This is a genomic window from Olsenella sp. oral taxon 809 str. F0356, from assembly GCF_000233535.1.
GTDB lineage: Bacteria > Actinomycetota > Coriobacteriia > Coriobacteriales > Atopobiaceae > Olsenella_I > Olsenella_I phocaeensis.
The window spans coordinates 2,008,643-2,025,818 of record NZ_JH376563.1 but is presented as its reverse complement, the minus strand read 5'-3'; the positions used below and the strand labels follow the sequence as shown (position 1 = coordinate 2,025,818).

The 17,176-nt window shown below is 64.7% G+C and carries 16 protein-coding genes; 7 read left to right on the top strand and 9 right to left on the bottom strand.

Translation table 11 applies throughout. The features are described 5' to 3' along the window. The first annotated feature begins 13 nt into the window (after positions 1–13). Positions 14–1,060: a glycosyltransferase family A protein gene (locus tag HMPREF1008_RS10025; protein WP_050796686.1), complete on the top strand. Its 1,047-nt coding sequence runs from the start codon at positions 14–16 to the stop codon at positions 1,058–1,060. Here the strand turns inward: HMPREF1008_RS10025 and HMPREF1008_RS09090 are convergent. After that, positions 1,029–2,435: an O-antigen polymerase gene (locus tag HMPREF1008_RS09090; protein ID WP_232202886.1), complete on the bottom strand. Its 1,407-nt coding sequence runs from the start codon at positions 2,433–2,435 to the stop codon at positions 1,029–1,031. The genes HMPREF1008_RS10025 and HMPREF1008_RS09090 overlap by 32 nt on opposite strands. Positions 2,436–2,544: 109 nt before the next feature. After that, positions 2,545–3,945 (bottom strand): lipopolysaccharide biosynthesis protein, encoded by a 1,401-nt coding sequence (locus HMPREF1008_RS09085; RefSeq protein WP_050796684.1) that lies wholly within the window; start codon positions 3,943–3,945, stop codon positions 2,545–2,547. Positions 3,946–4,348: 403 nt separating this feature from the next. Between HMPREF1008_RS09085 and HMPREF1008_RS09080 the strand changes: the two genes are divergently transcribed. The 4 genes from HMPREF1008_RS09080 (at position 4,349) to HMPREF1008_RS10315 (ending at position 7,781) form a co-directional block, all read left to right on the top strand. Beyond that, entirely contained in the window at positions 4,349–5,386 is a 1,038-nt protein-coding gene (locus HMPREF1008_RS09080; protein ID WP_040656787.1) for an acyltransferase family protein, read from the top strand. A 105-nt stretch (positions 5,387–5,491) separates the two neighbouring features. After that, on the top strand, positions 5,492–6,769 hold the full coding sequence (locus HMPREF1008_RS09075) for an O-acetylhomoserine aminocarboxypropyltransferase/cysteine synthase family protein (RefSeq protein WP_009279566.1): 1,278 nt from the start codon (positions 5,492–5,494) through the stop codon (positions 6,767–6,769). A 21-nt stretch (positions 6,770–6,790) separates the two neighbouring features. Further along, positions 6,791–7,372 carry a hypothetical protein gene (locus HMPREF1008_RS09070; RefSeq protein ID WP_009279565.1) on the top strand — a complete coding sequence of 194 codons (582 nt, stop codon included), beginning with the start codon at positions 6,791–6,793 and terminating at the stop codon, positions 7,370–7,372. Beyond that, complete coding sequence (locus HMPREF1008_RS10315; protein WP_083823519.1) at positions 7,365–7,781, top strand: GIY-YIG nuclease family protein; 417 nt, start codon at positions 7,365–7,367, stop codon at positions 7,779–7,781. The genes HMPREF1008_RS09070 and HMPREF1008_RS10315 overlap by 8 nt, the downstream gene beginning before the upstream one ends. Here the strand turns inward: HMPREF1008_RS10315 and HMPREF1008_RS10020 are convergent. After that, on the bottom strand, positions 7,778–9,037 hold the full coding sequence (locus tag HMPREF1008_RS10020; protein WP_009279564.1) for a PASTA domain-containing protein: 1,260 nt from the start codon (positions 9,035–9,037) through the stop codon (positions 7,778–7,780). The genes HMPREF1008_RS10315 and HMPREF1008_RS10020 overlap by 4 nt on opposite strands. Before the next feature lie 64 nt (positions 9,038–9,101). Then, positions 9,102–10,442, bottom strand: coding sequence for a M20/M25/M40 family metallo-hydrolase (locus tag HMPREF1008_RS09055; protein WP_009279563.1), 1,341 nt, complete (start codon positions 10,440–10,442; stop codon positions 9,102–9,104). Positions 10,443–10,839: 397 nt separating this feature from the next. Here HMPREF1008_RS09055 and HMPREF1008_RS09050 point away from each other — a divergent pair, with 397 nt between their 5' ends. Together HMPREF1008_RS09050 and HMPREF1008_RS09045 are read left to right on the top strand one after the other, a co-directional pair. After that, positions 10,840–11,862, top strand: coding sequence for an SPFH domain-containing protein (locus tag HMPREF1008_RS09050; protein ID WP_009279562.1), 1,023 nt, complete (start codon positions 10,840–10,842; stop codon positions 11,860–11,862). Between the two features lie 14 nt (positions 11,863–11,876). Then, a complete protein-coding gene (locus tag HMPREF1008_RS09045; protein ID WP_009279561.1) occupies positions 11,877–12,089 on the top strand; it encodes a hypothetical protein in 213 nt (70 codons plus the stop codon). Positions 12,090–12,220: 131 nt separating this feature from the next. Here HMPREF1008_RS09045 and HMPREF1008_RS09040 read toward each other — a convergent pair whose 3' ends face one another. The 5 genes from HMPREF1008_RS09040 to HMPREF1008_RS09020 all read right to left on the bottom strand — a co-directional run bounded on the left by HMPREF1008_RS09040 (position 12,221) and on the right by HMPREF1008_RS09020 (position 17,013). After that, entirely contained in the window at positions 12,221–12,787 is a 567-nt protein-coding gene (locus tag HMPREF1008_RS09040) for a TetR/AcrR family transcriptional regulator (RefSeq protein WP_009279560.1), read from the bottom strand. Positions 12,788–12,814: 27 nt separating this feature from the next. After that, the gene (locus HMPREF1008_RS09035; RefSeq protein ID WP_009279559.1) at positions 12,815–13,324 is read right to left on the bottom strand and encodes an HsmA family protein; all 510 of its coding nucleotides are present in this window, start codon (positions 13,322–13,324) and stop codon (positions 12,815–12,817) included. Positions 13,325–13,468: 144 nt separating this feature from the next. Further along, the gene (gene glpK, locus HMPREF1008_RS09030) at positions 13,469–14,959 is read right to left on the bottom strand and encodes a glycerol kinase GlpK (RefSeq protein WP_009279558.1); all 1,491 of its coding nucleotides are present in this window, start codon (positions 14,957–14,959) and stop codon (positions 13,469–13,471) included. Next, positions 14,956–15,927 carry an alpha/beta fold hydrolase gene (locus HMPREF1008_RS09025; protein WP_009279557.1) on the bottom strand — a complete coding sequence of 324 codons (972 nt, stop codon included), beginning with the start codon at positions 15,925–15,927 and terminating at the stop codon, positions 14,956–14,958. Before HMPREF1008_RS09025 ends, glpK begins: the two co-directional genes overlap by 4 nt. Before the next feature lie 285 nt (positions 15,928–16,212). Then, the gene (locus HMPREF1008_RS09020) at positions 16,213–17,013 is read right to left on the bottom strand and encodes a spermidine synthase (RefSeq protein ID WP_009279556.1); all 801 of its coding nucleotides are present in this window, start codon (positions 17,011–17,013) and stop codon (positions 16,213–16,215) included. Between the last annotated feature and the right edge of the window lie 163 nt (positions 17,014–17,176).

Below are 17,176 nucleotides of genomic sequence, written 5' to 3'. Positions count from 1 at the left end.
GTCTGCCCCTGACATGGCCGTCGGCGTGCGCGTGAGCGTAATCGTGCCGGTATACAACTCGGATGAGTTCGTACGCCATACCGTAGAAACACTGCTGCAGCAGGACTTCGAGGACTTTGAGGTTCTGCTGATGGACGATGGATCGTCCGACAGCAGTGGATCGATTTGTGACGACATGGCAGCTCACGATAAAAGGGTACGCGTTTTCCATCTCGAAAACGGTGGCATGTGCCGGGCCAGGAACCTGGGAATCGAATACGCAAGGGGAGAGTACGTCTCCTTCTGCGACAACGACGACGAGTGCCTTCCGGGCTTTCTGTCTGCCAACTTTAATCTGGCATACAGGTATGGTGTCGACTGCGTCCGCTTCGGTCGCAGGCACGACCTCATCATGGGCGGGCGGGTGTGCCGGACGGACGTGCTGTGCCCCTCCAAGGAGGAGGTGCTGTGGGGTGATGACGTCGTCGAGCACTACGATACGGTCATGACAGCAGGCTCGGGAGTCTGGACTGGCATGTACCGACGGTCGACCATCCTTGAGAATGGCATCAAGTTCGATGAGAGGCTGAGGAGCGGCTACGAAGACCACATCTTCAACGCACGGTTTATGGAAGTGGCCAACGGCGTAGCCCTTAACCCCTCTGTTCTCTACGTCTGGTCTCAGCGCGCGTCGCACAGTGCGTCAATGAAAATTCGGGATGACTACTTCCTTGGCCTTCGCTTGGCGGCCTTGGCAGAAACGAGGTTGCTTGACAGAAATGGATTCTCTGGCAGGAGGCCAGACATATACGCGAAGTGCATGTGCTTCTATCTGCATAACGGTCTCAGCATCTCGAGCAAAAGTGGGGCGAGTGTCAGCCTGGAGGCGAATCGTCCCTTTTACGAGTCCTTACGTCAGACGTTTTGCGAAAGTGGCGTCCACCGTTTGGACGAAAAGTGCCTAAGGCCGCGTGACCGCCTGGCCTATCACCTGTTGTGGTCCGGACGCTACCGCGTCCTCCATCTTGCCTGCATGGTTGTATATGGAGCTAAATATCGTCTAAGGCATCCTCACGTCTAAGTGCTCCGCGCATATGCCGACGGAGTTGCAAGATATACGTACCTAGGCTTCCGGTAAGCCAGAGCGTTACGATGACGGCGAGCACCACGATTACCAGCACGCTCGTGTTCAGCATTCTGCTGAACACGTACTCCTCACGCTCGAGATCGAATAGGTTGCTCCCTACGTACAAGAAGGGCACGACGACTGCGGGGATGGTGTGCCTTCGGGCGTACTCGTACATCGCCTCGAAGATACCTCCTGCTGCAGTGCCCAGGACGATGATGCCCGCTATGCCGAAGTCGGCGAAGTATCTGAAGAACATCGTGTAGATATTGCTGTCATGGTTGCCTATGCGGACGAAGTCGGATGCGTAGGGCTGAAGGCTATGGATGATTCCGAACTTGTAGGCAAAGACGTACAGGTTGTAAAAGCTGCGCATGCCTGGGTATGGGGATGCCGCAATGCCTCTGTCGAGAGCGAGCTGAAACGAGGGAAGCCCCCCGCTCACATAGAACGATATGTAGCTGTCGAGCGAGCTTGATGCCATTCTCCCCACAAGCGCGGACGAGAAGTAGAACAACGGGATGCCAAGCAAGACAGCGATGCCACCGATGGTGATCATCTTCTTGGTAATCAGTCTCGCACTGCGTCCGTCTCGGAGTTGCAGGAGGAAGAAAGCCAGGGCACTTGCGAAGGCGTAGTTCGCAATGGGGCCTCGGCTGCCCATGAGAATGGTGTATCCGCACGTTGCCAGAAGGCAGGACAGGGGAGGAACGATTCCTTTCCAGCCACGAGCATCTGCGATGCTCCGTACTGAGAAGAAGACGGAGCAGTATGCGATGACAGTTACGAGCTTATCGGCCTGCCGAGATACCAGGCTGAACCCTTCTCCCATGCGGATATTAGAGGTTGAGAACGAGCTGCTGGTGACTTGTCGAGCCCACTTCGCAAGGTCGACGTAGCTCTCGAAGCGCTTGCCTGCCCCAGCTGCCATCTCGGTCATGTCGTGGATGCGGATGGCTGCGGCGGCGATGACCACGACGAAGAGGACGAGGTACTTCCATGAGGCCACCTCAAAAGAGTGGGTGTGGTGGCTGTCTAGACTACCTGGCCTGGCATAGTGTCGACCTCGGGGGTTTCTGGTTTGCCAAAACGCTCGCACGAGAAGTGCCCCTAGAGCGAAGCACGTGCAGCCAAGCAACAGAAAGGAGAAACCGTCCACCTTGAGAGGCACTTCGTTCCAGGTACGCATTCCCAGGATGGAGAGCGCGGCGGCGAGACAGAAGACAAGGGTGTTGAGGGGTGCGGGTGACAGGAGCTCGAAGTCCGATTTCGTCAAGCAGAGCCAGAACTCGATGAGCAAGACGATTGCAAGAAGCAGGTTGAATAGCATCACGTTGTCCCCATGGTAGTCGTTGGCGCATGTGGCCTTGCGCATACCGTATCATTGTGGGCTTTCGTTCGGGACCCATGTGCGCAGTGAGACCGACCGCGCTGGCACCCTATGTTCTGAGGGCTTTGTAGGTTGATTGGACGCGGTTCCCGTTGGCGACGAGGAATGCCACATAGAACAACAGGTACGCTGTGGTTGCTACGAGGGGAGGCAGGAGAATCGTCATGGTGACGAAGGCTCCCGTCAATACAAGCTCCCATATTCCGATGCTGGTGGGTGGGACGCCGATGGCACGGTTGAGGTAGCTCTCTGAGTAGAGGCTCCTGATTATGATTGCCAAGACGACGGAACCGATGACCATGTAGATCGAGTGGAAGACGTTGGTTCCTAGGAAGGTGCCGAGGGCGCTGAGCAACGCAATGCACGCATTGATTCTGAATAGCACCGCCTCCTCGCGGCGCACCTTAAAGAACGTGGTGCATGTAATGTTCATCTTGCTGTCAAAGACGCAGAGGGGCATCAGATAGATGAAGAAAACGAAACTATGCGCGTACTGGGGCAGCCACAGTCCGAGGAGCCAGGTCATCGGTTGGTACAGCAAGTAGACCGCAGGGAAGGCGAGTCCCATCGCATCGCGGGCCACGGTGTAGAAGTGCTTGGCGGACTGGGCGCTGCTCTGCCTGAGGGCAGGGAAGAGCACCATGCTTGCCTGTGAGACGAACGCTAGGAAGAAGTTGACCATGGAGAGAGCGAGCGAGAGCTCTCCGAATGTCTTGATGCCCCACGTCGCATCGATGGCGAAGCGCGCGATGCCGAGAACCAGCTGGCTGGCGATGTTTGCAAGCATGAGCTTGATGCCCACGCGGATGCTCTGGATACCCTCCCGGGCGGCTTGGCTCGGTGCTAGGATGCCAGATTTTGTAAAGTCCCGTAGTAGGTACAGGCAGAAGCCAAGCTGCACGACACTTGAAAAGATGTAGGAGATGACGTATGGCTCGAACGCATGGATCCGCCCCGTTAGGAGTAATAGGAGTGGGACGAGAAAAGACAGGCGCTCGACAATGGACGAGTAGGAGGAGAGCCTGGTCTCGTTCATTGCCTGCAGTAGGAAGGTCAAGTATGTCGCCGCGTTCTGTATGACGAGGAAGATGCCCGTGCAGACAATAACGAACTCCCGCTCGGGGCCAAAGCCTCCAAGGACGGCTATCGCGACGATGACGATGGCCATGACCAGTTGGAACGATAGAGCGAAGACGAACTGTGAGTTGACCGACCGTCTGTCAATCTGGTCGCGTGACTGCCCTCCCTTGATGAGGTAGACACCGTCATTGAGCCCTAGGTGAAAGAAGCCGACATAGCCTATGTAGAAGATGAAGAGCTGCCAATAGCCGTACTGTTCGGTGCCGAGGAGCTTCGGGACAATCAGCGATTGGACGATGCTCAGCAGCATGCTCACCCCCTGGGCGAGGAAGGCTACCGAAACATTCTTGATAAGGGTTCTTTTGTCCATGGGAGAAGTATAGGGAAGGCGCGATGCGTCTGTCTCTTGGTACCGGCGGGCGCATGGAAAGAAAGGATATTAGGCGAGATAGGTGCAGGTTCTTTTGATACGTCATGGAAAGATGAGTCAGTATTCTGCGCGTTGAATGCGCCAATTTTCTCGCGTGTTGATAAAACGAACGGAATGACCATGCCTCCTAAAACTATCCAGAAAGGAGTCTGTGGTCTTTTCCGAGATGCGCTCAAAAGGGCGTACATGTCATGAGAGTTGATTTTCGCATCGTCACATCGAGGGCCTACTTGGGTAGTGCAGACTGAGGTGTGTTTAGCGGTATGCTTCGTCTGAAGATACGTGACTAACGAGGAGATTTTACTTGGGTGAGTCCAGGCCATGGCTAAGGGCAGTCTCGGGAATGAAGTCCATGGCGCTTCTTCTCATTTTGGTTTGGCATTGTGGAGTGTTGAAAGCGCCCGATTTGGGTGCTAGGTGCTGCGAGATATTTTTCGTTTCCTCTGGCTTCCTTGAGGCGTACCGACATGGCTTCTCTTGGGAGTTCACATTGGAGGAGTGCTTTCTCTCCGTGCGTAAGAAGTTGCGCGTCATTTATCCGATGTATCTCGCATCCCTCCTGTCGGCTGTCGCCCTGTCTTTCCTGACTGGAAAAATCACCCTCGAGTTGAGGTTCGTGGGAACAATGCTGCCTTACCTCTTGTTGATGCAATCTTGGTTTCCCAAGATTGCATTGCTTCCGGAATACAATGGTGCAAGCTGGTTCCTATCTGCGCTGTTGCTTTGCTATGCAGCGACCCCATTCGTTGCATACGTCGTGAAAAGAGTGATGGGTGCGACCGCTCTCGGCTCAAAGGTCTTAAAGATGTCTTTGCTCATGGCGACGATCTTCTTGGTGCGGACGGTTGCCGAATTACTTGCCGTGACATTTCCAGATATCTATTCCTACAGCGTCCACAGCAATCCTCTCGTCCGTCTCTTGGAATTTTCGCTTGCCTATTGCGTTGGCATCGTCTTTACGGATTTTTTGTCCACGAGAGGTATCAGTCCTTGGAAGAAGGCGACTCTCGAGTTGTCGATAGTTGCCGTCTATGTAACCGCTGTCTGGTACGGTAATGCGCTGCTTCCGCGCTCTGCTTTTGTTTTCCTTGCATGCCCACTGGTGGTGGTCTTTGCTAGGGGAGAAGGGCCTATCTCTCGCTTTTTGTCCCTGGCGCCTCTCCAGAGCTTTTACGCAATTGAGATGTCCTTCTATCTTTTTCATCAAACCGCCTGTCGCATTGCGGCGATTGATGTTTTCAAGACTCTCTATAGTGGCATTCGCGGCGGCAGAATAATTCACGTGACAATTGCGTTGGCTCTGGCTTTGTTGTTTGTCATGGCCTGGAGACTGTTGTCTACGGCTTTCAACTCTCGTTTCCACCGCTTGAACGTCGGGTAGCCGGCCCTCTCCTTGGTGTAAGGTTTCGGACGTGGCCGCGGCGGGGGAGGGCCCTCCTCGCGACCGGTGCCTCGTCTGGTTGCCCTTTGACCCAAAGGAGCTCACATGACCCAGATTGCCACGCGTTGCGTCCAGGCTGGCTATGCGCCCGGGAACGGGGAGCCGCGCCAGATTCCCATCGTGCAGTCCACGACCTTCAAGTACGACACTTCCGAGCGCATGGGGCAGCTCTTCGACCTCGAGGCGGAGGGCTACTTCTACACCCGCCTGCAGAACCCCACGAACGACGCCGTCGCCGCGAAGATTTGCGCCCTCGAGGGCGGCAGCGCGGCCATGCTCACCAGTTCGGGCCAGGCGGCCAACTTCTTTTCCGTGTTCAACATCGCACAGTCAGGCGACCACGTCGTCGCCTGCTCCACCATCTATGGCGGGAGCTACAACCTTCTCGCCCACACCATGGCAAAGATGGGGCTCGAGACCACCTTCGTCTCTCCCACCTGCTCGGACGAGGAGCTCGAGGCGGCCTTCCGCCCCAACACCAAGGCCGTCTTCGGCGAGACCATCGCAAACCCCGCCCTCGCGGTCCTGGACATCGAGCGCTTCGCCGCCGCCGCGCACGCCCACGGCGTGCCACTGATCGTCGACAACACCTTCCCCACGCCTGTCAACTGCCGGCCCATCGAGTGGGGCGCCGACATCGTGACCCACTCCACCACCAAGTACATGGACGGCCACGGTTGTGGCGTGGGCGGTGCCATCGTGGACTCTGGCAACTTCGACTGGATGGCCAACGCCGAGCGCTTCCCCGGCCTCACCACGCCCGACGAGTCCTACCATGGCATCGTCTATGCCGAGCGCTTTGGCCGGGCAGGCGCCTTCATCACCAAGGCGACCTCCCAGCTCATGCGCGACTTCGGCTCCATACAGTCGCCCCAGAACGCCTTCTACCTCAACCTGGGGCTCGAGAGCCTGCACGTCCGCATGCCGCAGCACTGCGCCAACGGCCAGGCGGTGGCGGAGTTCCTGCAGTCCAACCCCAAGGTCGCCTCGGTGCGCTACCCCGGGCTCCACGATGACGAGTTCCACTCCCTCGCTCAGAAGTACCTGCCCAACGGCAGCTGCGGCGTGGTGAGCTTCGAGGTGGCGGGGGGCCGCGCAGAGGCGGAGAGGTTCATGGCGGCGCTGCGCCTCTTTGCCATCGAGACGCACGTGGCGGACGCGCGCAGCTGCTGCCTGCACCCCGCCAGCTCCACCCATCGCCAGATGAGCGACGAGGAGCTCGTGGCGGCGGGCATATCCCCCAGCATGGTCAGGCTCTCCTGTGGTCTGGAGGCGGGGGAGGACCTGGTGGACGACCTGGACCAGGCGCTCGCGTCCGTCTAGGGCCAGCGCGAGGGAGGGAGCATGGAGAGGGACGCCTTGGTGAGGGTCGCCGCGACGGGCGGCTACGGCACGGTCTACTCCGTCGAGGAGGGCGTGTGCGAGGTCGCCTTGATCGACCCCCAGGCCGAGGAGGACTTCCTGTCCGTCCCGCAGGCCATGGTCGAGCCGCTCGAGCGGGCGTATCCGGAGTCCATGGGCGAGCTTGTGGGACGGCTCGCCCTCCTTCACCTGCGCGTGAGCTGCAGTGAGGCTGCGGGAGGCGGCTTCGAGGCCTTCGTCGGCCGAACCGAGGACGACGCGCTCGAGCTCTGGTGGGCCGAGGGCAACCATCGCGCGAGGCGGGTGTCCCACCTGGAGGGGGGGCAGGCCAGCGCCCTGGCGTCAGCGCTCAGAGGGCTGGACCTGGAGCCCTGGGAGCACGGCGGGGGCGCGCCGGCACGCCCGGGCGGATGGCACTGGTCCCTGGAGTGCGCCGGCGCGGGCATGGGGGCGAGCGGCTTTGGCCACGACGGCGCTCCCGAGGGGCTGCGCGACGTGGTCGAGGCCCTTGCGGGAATGGGACTTCCCCTTATCTGGGACGACGAGGGCCCGCACCTTGCCTGAGGCTGAGCCGTCCGCCGGGCAAAAGCGAGGACCCGTCTCGGGCGAATCGGCCCCAAAGCCAAGGACCTACTACGTCTACGTGCTGGAATGCGAGGATGGCTCGCTCTACTCCGGCATCACCACGGACGTGGTGCGGCGCCTGCGCGAGCACCTTTCCCAGAGGCCTCCCGGGGCCCGCTACACGCAGCGGCATCGGCCCGTCGGACTGCGGGGGCTCTGGGCCTGCGAGGGCCGCTCGCCGGCCTGCAGGTTGGAGTGGCGCCTGCACCATGCGAGCCGCTCCCAGAAGCTGGAGCTGCTTGCTGCCCCGGAGCTTGCGGGAGGGGGTGGGAGCCCGTTGGCGAGGAGGAACGGCTTGTCCTGTGGGAGGAGGCTGTGGTCCCGACAGGCGCCTAGCCCCGCGGCCTAGTTGGCCGTGCCTGCCTTGGGCTGTGCCTCGTGGATGGTGACCGTGCTGCCCACGGCTACGACGCTGTCCGTGGAGGGCTCGACGGCGGCGACGGTGCCGTTGACGAAGTCGTCGGTGAGGATCGCCTCGCCCCTGGCCACCTCGAGGCCCATACCGCGAAGGAGCACGGTGGCCTTTGCCACGGTCATGCCCCTGAGGTCCGGGATCGAGACGCTGCTCTGCTCGTTGTCGTCTGCGAAGTCGCTGGTGTCGCCCGCGTCGGGGTTGGGGCCGTCCGACACGACGAGGTCCACCTTGGTGCCCATGACCTCCATGGCCCCTGCCTCGGGCCCCTGGCTGATCACCTTTCCCGCGGCGACGGTGTCCGAGTAGGCGAAGGTGACGTCGTCCTTCACGAAGAACTTGGTCTGCGCGAGCGCCGTGACGGCGTCGTCCAGCGAGAGCCCGACCAGGTCGGGAACGGCCTGTGTCACCTCGGGGGACTTGCCCACCTTGAGCGTCACGTCCCCGCCGCTGGGAAGCGCGCTGCCGGCCGTGGGTTCCGTTGCCAGCACGCGGCCCGCGTCCTCCGAGCTCTGGGTGACCTGCTCGCTCACCTCGACGTCGTAGCCCTGCGACTCGAGCTCCGCCTGGGCAGACGCGGCATCAAGGCCCACGATGTTGGGTACCTCGGGGTCGGAAAAGAGCCCGAAGCAGCTGGTGAGGATGAGGCTGGACCCCAGGATGGCGACCAGGACCGCGATGATGCCGGCGACGAGCAGGTGGGGGAACCCTCGGCCTCCCGGCAGCGTCCCCGTGCCCTTGTCGACGGACCAGCCCTGCTCGATCTTGGGGGCTCTCACGTCCGCGGCCTTCACTGCTCCGGTCGCGTCTGGCCCCAGGGCGTTGCCGTCGTCGACGGCGTCGTCGCCGTCCTCTTTGGGGGTGGGCGCGGCCTCGATGGTGGGGAGCTGCTCGTCCAGCGCCTGGGAGGGCGCCGCGTCCCCTGGCGCCACGGCGGAGGTGGCGCCAGGCTCCAGGCCCTCGTCCTCGGAGGGTGTGCCGACGCCATCGGGCGACGCCGCACTCGCGGGCTCCAGCGCCGCATCGACGTGCTCGACGCGCGCGTGCTCGGCTGCCGAGTGCTCGGGGAGCACGACCTCTTCTTGCCCGTTGGACCAGGGGCAGCTCGTCGCCATATGGCGCGGGACGTTGCCCTCGCCCGTCGGGCTGGGCTCGTCCTCGACCCTTGGCATGCGGTCGCTGTCGTCGGTCACGCTGGTTCCTCTCGCCTTCCTGCAGTGCCGTGGGACAGGTTGTCCCAAAAAGCGTTGGACTATCTTACGCCAGTGACCTGTGACTTGTCACTTTTCGCTGCCGTGGAAGGTGGTTATGGGGGGCTTGGGGGCAATTCAGCTTGTGAATAAGGTCGTCTTGGGACATTGCCGCGCCGGGCAACTCGAGCATCAGCGCGAGGGCCAGGACGAGCCCGTCCTCCAGGCTCCCGGGGTCCACCCACTCGTCCCTGGTGTGGAGGAGGCCGCCATGCACCGTCCCCACCGTGAGGGCGGGGATCCCTAGGCTGAGGGGGATGTTGGCGTCCGTGGAGGCGGGGGAGAGGTCGGGCTCCTTCCCCGTGACGGAGCGGATCGCCTCGCAGGCGAGTCTTGTGACGCGCTCCTGCGCCTCGGGGCGGATGCCTGCGTTCCCGGGCCTCATGCCTATGCGCTCGAGCGAGGTGCGGACGCCCCTCTCGCCCGCGTTGGCGACGACCTCTTGCAGCCGGGTGCGCATCGCCGCGAGGTTTGCCGCGGACTCGCTGCGGTATTCGAAGAGGCAGCTCGCCTGGGACGCGATGGCGTTGACCGTGCTCCCGCCCTCGATGCGTCCCACGTTGATGGTGGTCCGGGTGCCCGTGGTCGGGTCCTGCGGCAGCGTGCTGGCATAGAGCTCGCCGACGACGCGGCAGAGGTGCGTGATGGCGTTGGGGCGGCCGAAGTCGTGGTAGGAGTGCCCGCCTTGGGTCCTGACCTCGATCCTCCAGCGCTCGGAGCCCACGGCCACGCCTATGCATTGGGGCAGGTACAGGTCGAGCGAGACGAACGCTCGCACGGTAGTGCCGCAGGCCTCCAGCCAGCGGAAGACGGCCTTGGTCCCGTCGAGGTTGCCCAAGCCCTCCTCGCAGCTGTTGGCCACGACGAGGAGGTCTGCCCGTGCGGTGGCCGCAGCGAGCTCTTGTGGGTGTTCCAACAGGCAGCTCGTCGCCATGAGCAGCGCCACGAGGTTCGCCGTGTCGTCGCCTATGCCCGGCGCGAGCAGCCGCCCTCCCTCCTCGCGCACCTCGAAGGGCTCGACGTCGTCGAAGACGACGTCGGTGTGGGCACAGAAGAGGACGAGGTCACGGCAGGGGGACGGCGTTCCGGGGTTGGCCTGGGGCCTGGACGGCGCGGCGTGGTCGCTCTCGCCCGAGGGACGTCTGAGGAGGCAGAGGACGTTCTTCTGCCCGTCCACCCAGACCTCGTTTGCGCCCTGCCGTCTGAGCCACTCCGCCACGAAGGCCGCCCGGCGCTCCTCGTGGCGGGTCGGGGCGGGGATGCCGGCGAGCGTGCGGAGCAGCTCGAGCTCCTGGTCGTGGTGGTCCCGCGCGTAGGCCCGGAGCCTTTGCAGCAGTGCTTCGTCCATCCTGGCCTCCCTGGTCCGTGGCTGGTTCCATGATGTCACAGGGGGGATCGCGGGCGCGCGAGGCGTGGGGGGTAGGTGCGTGGGGCGCGGGGGCAGGCGCGCGGGGTTCGGTTGCGCGAGTCAATGGGCGTTTTGGAGTGCGTCGTGGGGTTCTTGGCGCGCAGACGAGGAATGGCCTGCGCACGAAATCGCACTGACCTGGCCTTTTGTCGGCACGGCGCGCAGACCGGGAGTGACCTGCGCACGATTTTGGAGCGTTTCTCTCCTTCTCTCCTATTGTACGTTGACAAGACCTCAAAGTGATATCACTATGACCTCAGCCTCTCCGTGCGGGGAGGGACACGAGGGCAGCGCCTCCATGGGGGAGGTCGGCCCCTCGCGCAGAAGGGAACGAGACATGAGCGTAGAGAAGAAGGCCCACGCGGCGTCCGGTTGGGCGATGCTCCTGGTGGTCGTCGTCCTGTACCTGGCGAGCGTCTACATGGTCGTGCGAGGCATCATGAACGTCAGCCTCTACGACGACCTGGGGCTCGTCGCCCCTGTGGCCGCCTGGGTGGCCATTCCGCTGGGCTTCGTCATGCTGGCGGTGGCAATAATCCTGAGCTGCGGCTTCTTCACCCTGCAGCCGGGACAGGCACGCATCTGCGTCCTCTTTGGCAAGTACGTGGGCACGGTGCGTGACGAGGGGCTGCGTTGGGCCAACCCCTTCTACTCCCGCAACCTGGGCAGCTCCAACGCCTCGCCCTCGGTGGACATCGCAGCCTCCATCACGGGCATCTCGAGCGCCAGCGCGGGCTCTCCGTCCCACGTGCACGGTGCCAAGATCTCCACTCGCGCGCGCACGCTCAACGGTGACCGCCTCAAGGTCAACGACAAGATGGGCAACCCCATAGAGATTGCGACCGTGGTGGTGTGGCGCGTGGCCGACACGGCGAAGGCTGTCTTCGACGTGGATGACTACGAGAGCTTCGTCTGCATGCAGACCGAGACCGCGCTGCGCCACGTTGCCAGCATCTATGCCTATGACCACATGGAGGACGAGGACGAGAGCGCGAGCTCCATCACCCTGCGCTCCAACATCGAGGAGGTCTCGGAGAGCCTCAAGGCGGAGCTCGAGCGCAAGCTGGCCGTCGCGGGCGTCGCCGTGGACGACGCGCGCCTGACGCACCTGGCCTACGCGCCCGAGATCGCCCAGGCGATGCTCCGCCGCCAGCAGGCCGACGCCGTCATCGCCGCACGCAAGAAGATCGTCGAGGGTGCCGTGAGCATGGTGGACATGGCGCTCGCGCAGCTCTCGGACGGCGGGATCGTGGAGTTCGACGACGACCGCAAGGCCGTCATGGCATCCAACCTCATGGTGGTGCTCTGCGGCGAGTCCGAGGCGCAGCCCGTGCTCAACACCGGCAGCCTGTACCAGTAGGGCGGTGTGTCGCGTTGGCGAGGAAGCAGTACCCCCTGCGCATCGACCCCGAGCTCTGGTCCGCCGTCCAGAGGTGGGCGGCGGACGAGATGCGCAGCTCTAACGCGCAGGTCGAGTGGATCGTGCGGGACGCGCTGCGCCGGGCGGGGAGGCTGCCCGGGAGGGGCGGAGGGGACGTGGCTCCCCCTTCCGGGGGAGAGGAACAGCTCCCTAGGTCGCGGGACTAGGCGGCGAAGCTTGGCGTCGTCGTGCAGAACTCGCCCGAGATGGCACCAATCTGTCAACTCGGGCGAGTTCTGCACGACGGACGTCCGTGCCGCCCCTACGTGATTCCGCCCCCCGCTCGCGGTCCGAGGCGCTAGCCGCCGCCATAGAGGGCGCGCTCCATCAGGGCGAAAAGGGTCTGGCAGTCCGAGCGCCGCCTGAGGGCGTCGAACATCGCGTCGAGGGTAAGCCTGCAGATGCGTTCGGGCTCCAGCTGGCCCCGGAGTACCTCTCGCCTGACGGAGGGGTCCGACTCCAGGACGTGCGCCAGGCCCTCCAGCATGTGCGAGAGGAGGGCGTCCATGCGCTCCCGTCCCGCCTCGCGCCCCCCGGGGCCCAGGGCGTGGAGCTGGGCGAGCCAGTTGGAGCCCAGGGGAGAGAGGCGCTCGTCCAGGCCCGCAAAGAGCCGGCGGCAGTAGTCGAGGTAGGGCTCCTGGCTTCGGGCCTGGCAGAAGTCCGCGAAGAAGGCGTCCCTGAAGAGCGCCTCCGCCGTGGCCGCGACCAGCTCGTCGCGCGAGGGGTAGTAGTTGTAGACCGAACCGACGGAGATCTGGCAGTCACGCGCCACACCGCGGATGCTGATCGCGTCGAGGCCGTGGTTCCGCGCCAGGCCGCAGGCCGCGTCGAGTATCTGCTCCTGGCTCGTGCGTCTCCTGGGCATCCTTGCCTCCTGGTCCTGTCGGGGTGTCTATGCCTGGCGTCGCGTGCCGTCGGCGTCCTCGTGCGTTGTGGGTTCCTGACGCAGGCGCAGCACGAGGGCGATCGCGGCGACGATGGCGACGGAGGCGACGCCGGCCCTCGTGCCCGTCATGCCCAGTGCGGGGATGCCCATGAGCAGCCCCACAAGGTAGGGGACGAGCCACGCGAGCCAGATGGCGACGGAGTAGCGGCTGAAGCCCTGGCGGGCCCGCTCGCTCCCGCGCCAGACGACGAGGCTGGCCCAGACGGCATGGGCGAGCATGAGCGCGATGGCGACGGCGCCCGTCACGGCATGGACGCCCAGGCCCGAGATGCCGTTGGTGCGGGCGTAGCTGCCCATGAGGGCGGTTCCCGTGCTGTCGCAGGCAAGTTCCGCCCAGAAGAGCGCGAGCTGCGCCTTGCCCAGGTAGTGGTGCCTGCGCTCCCCAAAGACGCCTGCCGTGTAGAGGACGAGCGCCGCCGTGATGGCGACGGACGCGAATGCGATGGTGCTGCCCATGTCTGCTCCCCGAGCCGTGGGCGCGGTTCCCCAAGGGCCGCGCGCCGCCGTGTGTGAACACCGCTCACTATAGGCAGCCGGTGGTGAACCGAGCCGTGCGTTGTTCACTGTGGAGAGGGGATGGTCCACGCCGCTGCCGGTGCCTCACATGGCCCGGCCCACGGCCCGTGCCCAGCCCGCGAGCAGCCGCTCTGCCTCGGGACGCCCCATCCGGGGCTCGAAGCAGTCATCGTCGCCGCGCAGGCCGCGCAGCTCGTCCGTGCCCGACCAGAAGCCGCTCGTGAGGCCGGCGAGGTAGGCGGCCCCCAGCGAGGTGGTCTCTATGTTCTGGGGCCTCCTCACGCGCATGCCCAGGACGTCCGCCTGGAACTGCGCCAGGAAGTCGTTCCTGGAGGCACCGCCGTCCACGTTGAGCGCGCAGAGGACGCGTCCGGCGTCCGCCTCCATGGCCCTCACCAGGTCGGTCGTCTGGTAGGCCAGGGCCTCGAGGGCGGCACGGGCGATGTGGGCGGGCGTCGTCCCGCGGGTGAGGCCGCAGATGAGGCCGCGCACCTCGGGTCTCCAGTAGGGGGCGCCAAGCCCCGTGAAGGCGGGCACGATGTAGACCCCGCCGTTGTCCGGGACGCTGCGGGCCAGGTACTCGGTCTCCTCCGCGCTGCGGATGAGCCCCAGCTCGTCCCTGAGCCACTGGATGAGCGCCCCTGCGACGAAGACGCTGCCCTCGAGCGCGTACTGCGTGCGCTCGGTGCCGGGGGCTGCCGCGGCGATGGTCGTGACCAGGTTGTTCTTGGACCGAGCCGCGACGTCGCCGGTGTTCATGAGCAGGAAGCAGCCAGTGCCGTAGGTGTTCTTCGCCTCTCCCGCCTCGAAGCAGCACTGGCCGAAGAGGGCGCTCTGCTGGTCTCCCGCCACGCCGCAGATGGGGATGCCCGCGGGCACGCCGGGGTAGCTCGTCTCGCCGAAGAGGCTGGCCGAGCGCCTGACCTCGGGGAGCATGCAGGCGGGGACGTCGAAGAGGGCGAGCAGCCCCTCGTCCCAGCGGCCCTCGTGGATGTCGTAGAGCAGGGTGCGGCTGGCGTTGGTCTCGTCCGTGGCGTGCACCATGCCGCCGGTGAGCACCCACACGAGCCAGCTGTCTATCGTGCCGAAGAGGAGCTCGCCCGCCTCGGCGCGCTCGCGGGCGCCGGGCACGTTGTCGAGCAGCCAGCGTAGCTTGCTGGCGGAGAAGTAGGCGTCGGGCAGGAGGCCCGTCTTGCCCTGCACCATCCGGCGGACCTCGTCCGTGCCGCAGAGCTCCTGCACCATGTCCGCCGTGCGGCGGCACTGCCACACGATGGCATTGGCTATGGGCTCTCCGGTGCTGGGGTCCCAGACCATGGTGGTCTCGCGCTGGTTGTCTATGCCGATGGCCGCCACGTTGCGCTCGCTCAGCCCGTGGCGGCTCACCAGCTCGGTGAGCGATCCCAGCTGCGAGAGGAGTATCTCTTGCGGGTTGTGCTCGACCCAGCCGGGCTGGGGATATATCTGCTGGTAGCTGCGCTGCACGCAGTCGACCATGCGACCCTCGCGGTCGACGAGCACGGCGCGCGACGAGGTGGTGCCCTGGTCCAGGGCTATGACGTAGTCCTTGCTCATCTCTCTTCTCCCAAGTGTTCGTCGAACCAGCGGGTAACGTCGTCGAAGACGAGCTGGCGCGCGTCTTCCTTCAAGATCTCGTGGCGCATGTTGGCATAGAGGTGGTACGCGACGTCGGTCGAGCCGGCGTCGCGGGCGAGGTCTGCGGACCGGATGACCCCGCGGCCGAAGTCGCCCACCGGGTCCTCCGCCCCCGCGATGAAGAGGAGCGGCAGGTCGTTGGGGACGCGCCGCGCGCACTCGGGCGAGCAGGCCTCGCGCGTGAGCTCGGTGAGGGTGGCGTAGCCCCCGGCCGAGAAGAGGAAGCCGCAGGACTTGTCTGCGATGTACTCGTCGACGTTGCGCTGGTTGTGCGAGAGCCAGTCGAACTCGGTGCGCGCGTGGGGCACTGCCTTGGCGTATGCGCCGTCGGCCATGGAGTGGAGGAGCTCGCTCTTGTGGGCGTCGCCGCGCAGGCAGGCGATGAGGCGTGCCAGGGCGTGACCGGCGGCGGACGTGGCGGGGGGCACGAAGCCCGTGCCGCAGATGACGGCGCTGGCAAGGCCGTCCGCATGCTCGGAGACGTAGGCCCGCGCGACGAAGCTGCCCATGGAGTGGCCGAAGACGAAGTGGGGGAGTCCCTCTCCCAAGATGGGCGAGACGAGCCGCCTCAGGCGATGGACGTCCTCGACGAGGATGTCGCGGCCGCCGCGCGAGGGCAGGACGCCCCACTTGGTTGCGGGAGCACTGAGGCCGTGGCCGATTTGGTCGTGCCCGCAGACGGCGTAGCCCCGCCGCACGAGGTGGCCGGCGAACTCGTCGTAGCGCCCGACGTGCTCCGCCATGCCGTGGATCAGCTGGACTACGGCGCGGGGCTCCTCTCCCACGCCCCTCCAGACGTAGCCGTGGATGCGGGAGACCTCGTCCGCGGAGTCGAACCCGACCTCTTGGCGCTCGACGCGCAGTGACGGCGACGCCTCTTGCTCCATGGGTCCCTCCCTTCCGTCACAGACGTCCTGTGCGTCAGATTGTATGCAGGTCAGAAGGGGGTCTGCGGGGCGCTTCCGCGAGAAGCTCCTACGCTTCGATGGGCGCGGGATGATTGGATAATATATGCGTTCAGGGGCGTTTTTGCGCCGTTCGCGGGAGGGGGCCGGGTGGGTGCGGCCGGGGCGGACCGCCATCGTGCGGGGGCGCGTGGCCGAGGCTGGCGTGCGGCGGCGAGCGCGCGGCTGGGTTGTCGCGTAGGGGCGAGCGCGAGGACGGGGCCTGCGCTACAGGCCGAGCGCGCTTGCGTCGAGGGCTCCGTCGAGCTCGGGCGCGGCGTCTGTTGCCACCACGACGTTGTTGTCGGGCAGGTCGGCCTCGTCGGCGCCGCAGGGCAGGACGAGTACCGTCTTGAAGCGCTCACCGAAGAGGGGAAGGAGTCCCGCCAGGGGAGCCGAGTCCGGCCCTTTGAGTGCGCTCACGACGTTGATGAGGTAGAGACCGTGCGGCAGGAGGCGCGCGCGGACGAGGTCGAGGGCCTCGGGCGCGGAGAGGCTTGCGAGGGGTTCTTCCGCCTGGAAGCAGTCGTTGAGTATCGCGTCGTAGCGCTGGTCCGTCGTGCGGAGGAAGTCCAGGGCGTCGGCCTGGTGCAGCCGCAGGCGACCCTTCGCCTGGGCATGGTAGCGCTCCTCGAGGCGGTCGAGGAAGAAGTGGCGCCATGCGAGCTCGAGCATGAGGGGGTCGACCTCGACGACGTCGACCGTCGCCTCGGGATGGTGGGCGATGGCGTACTTGGGGTAGGCGCAGGCACCTCCGCCCAGCATGAGGACGTTGCCGGTGGCATGGGCGGCCACGAGTACGTCGTCGTAGAGGCGATGGTAGGGGAAGGCCAGCTCGCACCAGCCGTCGTCCAGGTAGGTGGCGCTCTGCCAGCTGCCGTCGACCTCGAGGATCCGCACGGGCAGGCCGTCCACGTCATGCGTGTCCAGGACGCGGACGGGACCAAACATGCCGTGGGGGTAGCGTGCCACGACGCGCATGGGCGCGACGCGTCCGAGCAGGCCGTCTATGAGGTGGGACAGTGACATGCGGCTCCCTTCGGGGCCATTCTGATACGTCGGGGGCATGGGGTGTCGTTGTGGCGGGGTGTCGCGACGGTTGTCGTGGCGGGCGGCGGCGGGGCCATACGGCGGCTGCCACCCGGCTGAGCTCGTCGAGAAAACGCTCGTAGAGCTTGATTGGCTCATCGAA

Excerpts from the sequence above, each read along its gene's own strand:
- HMPREF1008_RS10025 (WP_050796686.1), top strand. The coding sequence starts at position 14 with ATGGCCGTCGGCGTGCGCGTGAGCGTAATCGTGCCGGTATACAACTCG.
- HMPREF1008_RS09090 (WP_232202886.1), bottom strand. The coding sequence starts at position 2,435 with ATGCTATTCAACCTGCTTCTTGCAATCGTCTTGCTCATCGAGTTCTGG.
- HMPREF1008_RS09085 (WP_050796684.1), bottom strand. The coding sequence starts at position 3,945 with ATGGACAAAAGAACCCTTATCAAGAATGTTTCGGTAGCCTTCCTCGCC.
- HMPREF1008_RS09080 (WP_040656787.1), top strand. The coding sequence starts at position 4,349 with ATGAAGTCCATGGCGCTTCTTCTCATTTTGGTTTGGCATTGTGGAGTG.
- HMPREF1008_RS09075 (WP_009279566.1), top strand. The coding sequence starts at position 5,492 with ATGACCCAGATTGCCACGCGTTGCGTCCAGGCTGGCTATGCGCCCGGG.
- HMPREF1008_RS09070 (WP_009279565.1), top strand. The coding sequence starts at position 6,791 with ATGGAGAGGGACGCCTTGGTGAGGGTCGCCGCGACGGGCGGCTACGGC.
- HMPREF1008_RS09055 (WP_009279563.1), bottom strand. The coding sequence starts at position 10,442 with ATGGACGAAGCACTGCTGCAAAGGCTCCGGGCCTACGCGCGGGACCAC.
- HMPREF1008_RS09050 (WP_009279562.1), top strand. The coding sequence starts at position 10,840 with ATGAGCGTAGAGAAGAAGGCCCACGCGGCGTCCGGTTGGGCGATGCTC.
- HMPREF1008_RS09040 (WP_009279560.1), bottom strand. The coding sequence starts at position 12,787 with ATGCCCAGGAGACGCACGAGCCAGGAGCAGATACTCGACGCGGCCTGC.
- HMPREF1008_RS09035 (WP_009279559.1), bottom strand. The coding sequence starts at position 13,324 with ATGGGCAGCACCATCGCATTCGCGTCCGTCGCCATCACGGCGGCGCTC.
- glpK (WP_009279558.1), bottom strand. The coding sequence starts at position 14,959 with ATGAGCAAGGACTACGTCATAGCCCTGGACCAGGGCACCACCTCGTCG.
- HMPREF1008_RS09025 (WP_009279557.1), bottom strand. The coding sequence starts at position 15,927 with ATGGAGCAAGAGGCGTCGCCGTCACTGCGCGTCGAGCGCCAAGAGGTC.
- HMPREF1008_RS09020 (WP_009279556.1), bottom strand. The coding sequence starts at position 17,013 with ATGTCACTGTCCCACCTCATAGACGGCCTGCTCGGACGCGTCGCGCCC.